This window comes from Pseudomonas sp. TSO6, from assembly GCF_056098905.1.
The window spans coordinates 1-9,868 of the sequence record NZ_JBLZWV010000075.1 but is presented as its reverse complement, the minus strand read 5'-3'; the positions used below and the strand labels follow the sequence as shown (position 1 = coordinate 9,868).

Genomic DNA, 9,868 nt, shown 5'->3' with positions numbered 1-9,868 from the left:
CGTCCTGGGTGCCAAGCAAATGATGCAACTGATGGGCTGAAGAGCCTTTTTCAGCACAAAAACAAACGCCCCGAACAAGTCGGGGCGTTTGGTCTAGGGCCTGTCAGTGTGTTTTCACACAGTCTGCATGAGGCCCTTTTTCAGTATTATGGGGAGGAAATGCGCGAGCGCGTGCAGGTGGTCACTGAGTCGGTGTAAACCGTGATGGGTCTTTGCCCTGCTAGCGGTGTGACGATACAAGAAGAATAAAAGATGAGAGGTTAGGCTTGATCAAGGCTGCCGTGATGCAAATGTCGTATTTTTGTTTGATAAATGGTGTAGGCGAATGGTAAAGCATACTGAACCCGATTTGTCTCTGATTCACATGCCTTCACTGCGCGCTGTGAAAGCATTCGTAGCTGCGGCGAAGTACTTGAATTTCACTCGAGCAGCCGAGTCGCTGTGTGTAACTCAGGCTGCTATCAGTCGCCAAATTCGCGAACTTGAGAATTTCTTAAACGCGGAATTGTTCATAAGGAACGGGCGCGCAGTCGAGTTGACCTCAGCAGGGGCAGCCTTTTTTGATGCTGTTCAGTTGTCACTTAGCAATATCTCTCAGGCATCAAGCCGTATTCGCAGGCAAACCAGTGGTAAGCGTGTTGTTACTATTTGTTGTACTCCTGCCTTTTCGGGCTTATGGCTGACACCTCGTCTACCTAAGTTTCTAGCAGCTAATCCTGATATTGACCTGAATACGGTGGTTACTCAAAACTTCTTGACGATGGAGCCCGGTGTACAGCCTGACATATTTGTTAATAAGCTTTCGAAGATACGAGAGGGGTATAGCAGTTATCCTCTTGTTTGTGACGTAATTTATCCAATATGCAGTCCTGAGTATCTCGAGCAGAATCCTGATCTAATAGATTTGGAGATTATGAGTCAAAAATCATTACTCAATCTTAGTCCCTTCGGTAGGTCTCAGATAGCAGAACACGTAGATTGGTATGTTTGGTTCGAGTACCACCATGTCGACTTGAGCGCGCGGGTAGTTAATGGTGCCCAGTTGTATCACTCCAACGACTACAATTCACTTGTCCAATTGGCAATAGCTGGTCAGGGGGTTGCCCTAGGCTGGCACTACTTAGTAGATCCACTTGTTCAGCAGGGCTTGCTCGTCAGGCCAGTTGAGGAGGAGTTGATTCACAAGGATAGTCAGCATTTTCTGACCTTCAGGGGGGAGAAGAAAGACGATGGTGGTTGTACTCGTGTTCGAGATTGGATACTAGAAGAGTTTGGAGTTTTTCCAACTGTGATGTAATATGCGGGCTTAAACCTTCTTGCCCGAGACCATCAAGGGGTAACCACCGCCTGCGTGGAGGCGGTGGCTGGTTTGGTGCTGAGCTCCGTCAGAACAGCACCGGTACTGCTCGGATCACGAAGCGTTGATCCAGATGGTCTTCAGCTCCGTGTATTGGTCGTGGGCCCAGATGGACTTGTCGCGCCCACCGAAGCCAGACTCCTTGTAGCCACCGAACGGCGTGGTCACATCACCCTCGCCGAAGCAGTTGACCGTGACCACGCCTGCACGGATTTCACGCGACAGGCGCAGCGCATTGCGCAGGCTGCCGGTGTAGGCCGAAGCGGCCAGGCCGTAAACGGTGTCGTTGGCCAGCTCGATCGCCTCATCGATGGTTTCGAAGCTGGTCACGCTCAGCACCGGGCCAAAGATTTCCTCGACGAAAAGCTTGTTGTCGCGGCCAACGTTGTCGACGATGGTCGGCTGCACGAACACGCCTTCTTCGGTCTCGCCACCCTGGACGATACTGAGCTTGTGCTCGGCGGCGTATTCCAGGTACGACTTGACCTTCTCGAAGTGCGACTTGCTGACCATGGCGCCCAGGCGATTGTCCGGGTCCAGTGGGTCACCCAGCTTCCAGTCTTTCAGGTGCTTGGCGATCAGGCCCAGCAGCTCGTCCTTCACATCCTTGTGGACGATCAGGCGCGAGGAAGCGGAGCAGTTCTCACCCATGTTCCAGAACGCACCGGCGGTGACGAACTGGGCCACTTCATCGAGGTCTTCGCAGTCGTTCATGACCACGGCCGGGTTCTTGCCACCCAGCTCCAGAACGATGCGCTTGAGGTTGGACTCGGCAGCGTACTTGAGGAACAGGCGGCCGGTGTCGGTCGAGCCGGTGAAGCTGACCATCGGGATGTCCATGTGGCGGCCGATGGCCTCGCCCACTTCGCGGCCACCGCCAGGCACCAGGTTGAACACGCCTGCAGGAATGCCGGCCTCGTGGGCCAGCTCGGCCACGCGCAGGGCGCTGAGGGTGGTTTCCTTGGCCGGCTTGACCACGATCGAGCAACCGGCGGCCAGCGACGGAGCGATCTTCCAGGCCAGCATCAGCAGCGGGAAGTTCCATGGCAGCACCAGGCCAACCACGCCGATGGCTTCGCGCACCACCATGGTCACGGCGGCGTTGCCGGTCGGGGCGGTGGCGTCGTAGATCTTGTCGATCAGCTCGGCGTGCCAGCGGATGGTGTGGATGGTCTCCGGCACGTCGACGGTCTGGCACTCGCTGACCGGCTTGCCGCTGTCCAGCGCTTCCAGCACAGCCAGTTCGTGGGCGTTGTCTTCCAGCAACTGGGCGAACTTCTGCAGCACATGCTTGCGGTCGTTCGGCTGCATCTTCGACCAGGTGCCCTCTTCGAACACGCGCTTGGCCGCGGCTACGGCCACGTTGACGTCGTTGACGTCGCAGGCGGCGACTTCAGCCAGCTGCTGGCCGGTGGCCGGGTTGGTGGTGACGAAGGTGCGGCCCGAGAGGGCATCGCGGAATTCACCGTCGATGAACGCCTGGGTACGCAGTTGCAGGTCGGCGGCGATGGCCGCGTATTGTTCTTTGTTCAGCAACGTGGACATGTTCTACTCCATTGTCAGTGTTGAGGTTTTATCAGCCCAGCGAGGCCGCTTGTTGCAGGTTCAACGAGCGAGTTTCCGGAGCGAGAGCCCAGGACATGAATAGGCCAACGAAAGACACCAGTGCGGCGATGTACATGGTTTGCGCGATACCCAGAGAGTCCAGCGACAGGGGAACTAGGTAGGTGCCTACTGCAGCGCCGATTCGGGATACAGAGGTGCCGATTCCCACCGCGAAGGTACGTATCTCGGTTGGAAAGATTTCGTTCGGGTAAACCAGAACGAGTACCTGAGCGCCACCGATAAACAAAGCGTAGGTGGCAAACAGCACCAGGATGATCATGCCGGGGCTTGAATGGAAAATACCGAGACACAGCAAAGCAAGGCCAGACAGGAGGAAGCTGTAGATCAGCATGGTGCGTCGGTCAATTACATTGATGATGCGGGTGGCAATCATGCAGCCGAATACGAAGAACAATGTGATCAGGGCGGAGCCTAGCGACGCGATGTCACCTTTGACGTTCAGGGCGCCCAATACCTTGGGTGCGAACGAATACACCGCGAAAACCGGAATGATCGAACATGTCCAGAAGCTGACGATGAACAGCATCCTTTTGCCATAGCCCGAGTGCAGCAGGTTGGAAAAACTCAGGGAATTGCCGCTTTGTTCTTCCGGCAAGTGACGAAGGTCAAACTCATTGCCGTACACGGTTTTGATGACTGCTTCGGCTTCCGCATTCCGCCCCTTGCTCAACAGCCAGCGTGCGGATTCTGGAGTGCCCATGCGAACAACGAATAGGAACAGGCCGACAATTGCGGAGCTTGCCAGTACCAGGGGCCAGGACTCAGTACCCAAGGTACGCAGCATCACTTCGCCTACCAGATAGGCCGACGCCGCTCCGGCGAACCATAGAAGGGTCAACAGGGCTAGGCGAGAACCGCGATACTTGCGCGGCATAAACTCGACCAGCATGGATGTTGCGACCGGATATTCAATGCCTACGCCTACACCTATCAGAAGGCGTAGTAGAAAAATGGCCATTGCCGAGTCCGCCCACAGATGAGCCAGCGAAGCACCGATGAACAGTAACGGGCCCAGGAAATAGACCTTACGTCGGCCAAGAAAGTTGGTTAGCCACCCGCCAAGAAAACCGCCAAAAAATACGCCGATGAGCGAGGAGGCGGCGATCAACCCCTCCCAGAAGGTGCTTAGTTGCAGCGATGTTGAAATATGTGCCAGCGCGACACCGATTACGCAAAGGACGTAACCGTCAGCGAAACCGCCGCCACCTGATCGGACGGTTAGAGATTTATGAAACCTATTTAGTGGTACGTCTTCGACCGTCATTAGATGACTTATCATTCTTGTCTCCTTCACCAATTCAGGGCAGCTTCCATGTGTGGCTTGCTTGGGGCACGCTGCAGGTCTTTTGTTATTTTTCCTGCATAACCCAAGGTTAAATAGCATCCTCCCCGGTTGTCTGCGCGGTTGTCGAATAGGCTTCGACGCGCTCCAAAATGCGTTGAGAAATTTCATCGCTAGTACGAGAGGCACGACCGGTGTCGCGGAGCTCAACTGCGGAGATCAGGAGTGCATAGTGAGAGATGAACCACAGCGCGTCGCGTGCGGCGCTTATAACGCTTTGCGAGCGATAAATGAGGTTTTGGATCCGGGCGTGGTCGACCAGTAATCGTTTCAATGAGGGGGCCAAGTAGTGATTGCCTGAAATTTTTCCGATCTCGAAGAGCAAGGCGCACTCCAGTAGAACACACGCTTGATGATTGGCAGCTTGGCCTGCGGCAGAAAGTTGCTTATGGAGTGCATGCAAGTTGCAGATGTTTCTTTCCGTCGCTGCCTTCGCAGCGAGATGTGCTATCGCCACATAGAGCATGCGTGCTGCTTGGGCGAAGCGCTTAAAGCACTCTTCCGTGATCGGTGAAACTCTCGGTGCACGGTTGGCAGTCATTTCGATATAGCCCTCTCCGGCTGCATGGCGCAGAGCTTCCCGCACCGGGGGGCGTGACAGACCGAACTCCTTGCATAGCGCAATTTCATCGATGGCACTACCAGGTGCCATGCTCATATCTAGGATGCGCCTGTTCAGTGCAATCTCGAATATCTTCTTCTTGTCGATATTGGAGATATTGGAAATGCTATCTAGATATTGCATTGGTATCTTCTGCGCAACCGGATCGGGGCGAAAGTGAGTTGCACGCACTCACGCGGATTTTAGCGACAAACAAGTTAGTTCAGAGTTCGTAGCGCGTCTCTTTAGAAGGTGGCCGGCCAAAAAATTTGCTGTAAGTCCGGCTGAAGTGTGTTGCTGCAACAAATCCACAGGCCAGCCCCACCTCCATCACCGACAAAGCAGTATTTTGCAGTAACCGTCGGGCCTCAGTAATGCGCAACTGAAGATAGTATTGCTGCGGGGTGTTCCCAGTCTGGTTCCGGAATAACCGCTGAATTTGGCGTGGAGATAATTTCACGCATTTGGCCATTTGCTGTATATCGAGAGGTTCCTCTAAGTTGGCCTCCATCAAGCGGATAATTTCACGCAGCGGCAGGGTCATATTTGGCTGGTGTATCCGAGTAGCGCTCTGGAAGCGCGTTTGGTCGTAATCGAGCAGGGCGATGACTGCTTCAGCCAGCGCAGGGTCGCAACGCTCACGCAGCCACTGGACCATTACTTGAAAAGCGCCTACAGGGGTTGCAGCGCTCAACCGGTTACGGTCGAATACAACACTGTCCTGGCTCACGCAGGCTTGTGGAACATTCTCGGCAAGAGCCAGGCGTTGCTCTGGGTGAATGGCGCATTTATAGCCATCGAGCAAACCCGCAAGGCCGATGTACCATGTCCCGTTCCACAACCCACCCAGAGCCATGGAGTAGCCGGCAAGTTTGCGCAAAAGGTTACTCAACCATGCAGGGACTGCCCGTGGCGTTCGCAGGCCCCCACAGACAATCATCAAGTCGATCTGGGCGACGCGAATATCAGTTAGTGGAGTGTCCGGTCGAATCGGAATACCTAGGTCACTGATCACTTCAGCACCGCTATAGCTGAATGTGTAAGTGCGCACTGAGCCAGGACGAATCAGATTGGCCGTGGCCAAGGCATCAAGCGCCTGTGTGAAACACGGCAACGAGAAATTATCTAAAAGCAGGAAGCCGATCTTCGAAGTCTTTCCCGGCACCCTTTGTTCAAGAAACTTCAGGTTTCGCCCTTCGAATGCAGCATTGAAGTGTCTGTTCACGGTTTGCATAGTTATTCCGTGTAGCGCGTCGCTCAACAACGGGTGACGGCTCGGCGAAGGTATAGTGCCTTCGCCGGCGATGTTCAGATGATCCGGTTCGATGTTGCCTCGGTCAGGCGCTTGGTCATCAAATCGCAGTACCAGTCGATGAACTGGCAGACACCATTCTCAATGGTGGTCGAGTAGGGCCCGGGAATGTAGGCGGGGGAGGTGACGCCAATCTGGGTGCCTTCCACCAAGCGACGATCCTGATCATTGGTTGCAATCCAGACCTTGGTCAGCCGATCGATGTCATAATCCACGCCCTCTTGGGCATCTTTAGGCACGAGCCACTTAGTGGTGACCACAGTTTCGCCTGGGCCTACAGGCAGCACGCGGAAGCTTAGGGCGTGATCGCCCAGGAAATGGTTCCAGGTCGACGGATAGTTGAAGTACAGCAGGGCACCAATGTTTTCAACTCCGCTGCGATCCAGTCGACGGGCCACTGCAGGCTTCCCATCCATGGTATAGCTGCTTGCTCCAGGGTTCAGCGGGATACGTGTCATCCGGAATTGCCCGTTTGGATCCATTACCATCCGGCTTGCCAGCCCTGCAGCTTCACAGGTGTCGCAGTGCTCGGCGAATACGGGATCTTCTGCGCCGCCCAAGCCTTGTACAGAAAGCAACTCGGTGTAGCTGCAAAGCAGCTCCGGGTGAGTACCATCACAGTGGTAGCACTCGCGATTGTTCTCGAAAACCAGTTTCCAATTCCCTTTCTCTACCAGGTTTGACTCGAAGGCAACTTTACAGTCCTCAAGGTAGTGAGGGCCAATGAATGGGGAAACAGCGCTTCTGAATTTTTCAAAATCTGGTGCGGTCTGAGCAACGCACACATAAATGTAGCTGTGGACAACTTCGCAGTGAACCGGCGTCAGGCTGTGGTCAGCAGGGTTGAACTCAGGCCCCATGTTTCCTGCATACAGAAGTTTTCCGTCCAGTTCGAAAGTCCATTTATGGTATGGGCAAACCAATTTTGCGACCTTGCCTTTAGCTTCGGTACAAACCTTGGAGCCACGGTGACGACAGGCGTTGTGGAATGCGCGAACACCTCCATCCTTGCCGCGCACTACGACAACTGGGTATTCTCCGATTTGGAGGGTCAAATACTCACCTGGCTTTTCCAGCTCAAAAGTGTGGCCGGCAAAGATCCACTCTTTGTACCAAATGTGCTCAAGATCTTGTTGATAGAGAGCGGGATCGTTATAGGCGGTGCCAGGTAGGCCGTGTTGAGGCTTACGTTGTTTGATCAGGTCCAATGCGTCGGTGTAATTTTTCATTTTTTATTTGCACTCCTCATGCACAGCTCTACCGCAAATTATTCGCCAGATACTCTGCATATCACATAACTTACCCGCGTATGTTTAAGATGTGAGGTGGTCATATGCAGTGTTCATCGACTGAAACGCTTTACAGAAGTCTATGTGGCAACGGCTCGAGCCGGAATCAATTTTTTGGGGGATAGCTTGATAACAAAATGTAATCGCTGGAGCGGTTCGGGGGTTATGGGGCGCACCAGCGTGATGCTGCAGTGCTTAGAGACTCGCAACCGGATTTCCGAACTGCTCCTTATCGGTGGGTAAGCCTGGGCCTTTGGGCCTTTGGGGCGCGGGATGTGGCCATGTTGGATCTTTAGCCCAGCAGCCTCATCGTAACGCTCTCCAATGTAGGGCGAGGGTATCCAGGTATCCTCATTCAGATCAGGTCTAACGGTAGCACCTAGATGGACACATGTAGCAGCGGTGATGTCGCGCACCCTGCACGTCATCGCTTGTGTGAGAAAGGTTCGGAGGCGAACAGATGTCGCGGAAATTACGCATCTCGTGAAGTCCGCCAATTCGGTACCCAAGATTGCAATGTGCGTGATCACGGACAGTACTCGATGAGAAGTCAAGTTTATCGCAAGGCTAGATTTGAGTGCTTATTTTATTTTCTAATGCTTCGGATTTGGTCGGTGGCTTGATAGATGTTGCATAGAGACTGTTGAGCCGTTTGAAAGAAAAGTTTGCCTGCGCTGGTAAGTGCTACCGATCTGCCGGTTCTAGTGAATAAATCGGTTTTTAGGTTGTCTTCTAGTTCTTTGATTTGTCGACTGATCGCAGCTTGACTGACGCAAAGTGACTCGGCTGCACGAGTAAAGCTTTGATATTTTGCCGCTGCTACAAAGGCTCTGACAGCATGTAGAGAGGGAAGTGTAGTGAGTATCAAGTCCGGTTGAATGTGCTTTCCCATCATGAATTCTCCATCGTACACCTGGGGCACTGAACTGCGGGGTGGTTTGTCTAGACTGTGAATTTTTATAGTGAGCGGGCGGATAAAAATAAATCCGCCCGTTTGTGCGCTTATTTAGCGGCAACTGTTGCGGAATTGCGCGCCGCTTCTATCCATTCGTGATACTCTTGCTGATGGGCCGAGATCCATTCCTGGGCGTGACGCTTAATATCTGCAGGTTTGTTCTCGCCTTGTTGCATTTTCAGGTTCTGTGCGCTTTCATCAGCAGCGGTGATGTGCGCAAGAGAGAAGAATTTCAGAGCGGCAGGGTTTTTCTCAGCAAACTCTTTGTTGAGTACGGAGTTCGCTGTATCGATAGCAAAGCCTAGGTTCTTGCCTTCATATGTTGTGTTAACATCATTTTTACCGTCTGGAAGGTCGGTTTTTGGTACCTCCAGCCAAACCACATCGCGGCCTTCTACGAGCACATTAGAGATCCATTGTGGAATCCATGTGTAATAAAGAATCGGTTTGCCCTCTTTGAACTTAGTGATTGTGTCAGCCATCAAGGCGAAGTATGAGCCTTGATTGACATTGACAGTCTTCTCCAAGTTGTAGGCTTTCATGTGGTGCGCGATCACCAGCTCGCATCCCCACCCCGGGTTGCAACCTGTCATGTCCGCCTTGCCATCTCCATCGCTATCGAACAGTTTGGCAATCTCCGGTTTCTGGAGGTCGGTGATGTATTTGATGTGGTACTTGTCAGCTGTTTTCTTATCAATTAAATACCCTTGAAGAATGCCGGGCATGAATGCCCCAGCTTTCACCATGGTGTCGTTTCCACCCGCCTTTTCATAAAAGCTAGCGTGCAGAATCTCATTCATCTGGACGGTGAAGTCTGCATCGCCATAGGCAACAGCAAGCGTCATGGTTGCGTATTCAGCTTCCTTCGGTTCTTGCACTTCATAGCCGAGCTCCTTAAGGCCGGCTATGGCTATTTCACCTCGGAAGCGTTCTTCGGCTACCGACGAGAACATAGGCGTTACTTTAATGCCTTCACCAGGCTTGTCCGCTGAGGCGATAGAATATGCGGATAAACACGTCAGGGCCACGCCGGTTATGCAGTGCATAAATTTTCGAGGAAAGGTAAGTCTGTTCATGGTCTGTTACTCATTTTTGGTTGTTTTGATTAAAGCGGCAGATTGTTGAGTTGACTTTCAATTGCTCTTTATGGCTTTAGCGCTGGGGTCGCTACGGAATAAGCGTACCAGCAGTCCTACTGGGCCGGTTTCATACCAGTGCTGGCTTGGGTCGTTGGTGCGCTGACCCATGGCTTGAGTCAAGCGGTCGAGGAAGATCGCCAGCAGCACCAGGCCGACGCCGCCGACGGTCGCCAGGCCCATGTCCAGGCGGCCGATGCCGCGCAGCACCATCTGGCCCAGACCGCCTACCGAAATCATCGAGGCGATC

8 protein-coding genes and 2 pseudogenes are annotated in these 9,868 nt (G+C 53.3%); 2 read left to right on the top strand and 8 right to left on the bottom strand.

From position 1 onward, the window contains the following. Together ACN6NG_RS29825 and ACN6NG_RS29820 are read left to right on the top strand one after the other, a co-directional pair. A partial coding sequence (locus ACN6NG_RS29825; RefSeq protein ID WP_474317506.1) for a hypothetical protein occupies positions 1–198 on the top strand: 198 nt, incomplete at its 5' end. Positions 199–325: 127 nt separating this feature from the next. Further along, positions 326–1,297, top strand: coding sequence for a LysR family transcriptional regulator (locus tag ACN6NG_RS29820; RefSeq protein ID WP_474317504.1), 972 nt, complete (start codon positions 326–328; stop codon positions 1,295–1,297). A gap of 114 nt (positions 1,298–1,411) precedes the next feature. Here ACN6NG_RS29820 and ACN6NG_RS29815 read toward each other — a convergent pair whose 3' ends face one another. The 8 genes and pseudogenes from ACN6NG_RS29815 to ACN6NG_RS29780 all read right to left on the bottom strand — a co-directional run. Then, complete coding sequence (locus tag ACN6NG_RS29815) at positions 1,412–2,902, bottom strand: aldehyde dehydrogenase (RefSeq protein ID WP_013972266.1); 1,491 nt, start codon at positions 2,900–2,902, stop codon at positions 1,412–1,414. A 31-nt stretch (positions 2,903–2,933) separates the two neighbouring features. After that, the gene (locus ACN6NG_RS29810) at positions 2,934–4,262 is read right to left on the bottom strand and encodes an MFS transporter (RefSeq protein WP_044046979.1); all 1,329 of its coding nucleotides are present in this window, start codon (positions 4,260–4,262) and stop codon (positions 2,934–2,936) included. A 94-nt stretch (positions 4,263–4,356) separates the two neighbouring features. Continuing rightward, positions 4,357–5,070 carry a GntR family transcriptional regulator gene (locus ACN6NG_RS29805; RefSeq protein WP_013972268.1) on the bottom strand — a complete coding sequence of 238 codons (714 nt, stop codon included), beginning with the start codon at positions 5,068–5,070 and terminating at the stop codon, positions 4,357–4,359. 79 nt (positions 5,071–5,149) lie between these two features. Beyond that, entirely contained in the window at positions 5,150–6,160 is a 1,011-nt protein-coding gene (locus tag ACN6NG_RS29800; RefSeq protein ID WP_013972269.1) for a GlxA family transcriptional regulator, read from the bottom strand. A gap of 74 nt (positions 6,161–6,234) precedes the next feature. Next, positions 6,235–7,467 (bottom strand): aromatic ring-hydroxylating oxygenase subunit alpha, encoded by a 1,233-nt coding sequence (locus tag ACN6NG_RS29795; RefSeq protein WP_013972270.1) that lies wholly within the window; start codon positions 7,465–7,467, stop codon positions 6,235–6,237. Positions 7,468–8,125: 658 nt separating this feature from the next. Next, positions 8,126–8,419 (bottom strand): annotated as a pseudogene (locus ACN6NG_RS29790) (LysR family transcriptional regulator); the annotation flags it as partial. A 110-nt stretch (positions 8,420–8,529) separates the two neighbouring features. Beyond that, entirely contained in the window at positions 8,530–9,558 is a 1,029-nt protein-coding gene (proX, locus tag ACN6NG_RS29785; protein ID WP_474317500.1) for a glycine betaine/L-proline ABC transporter substrate-binding protein ProX, read from the bottom strand. Positions 9,559–9,615: 57 nt separating this feature from the next. Continuing rightward, positions 9,616–9,868 (bottom strand): annotated as a pseudogene (locus ACN6NG_RS29780) (glycine/betaine ABC transporter permease); the annotation flags it as partial.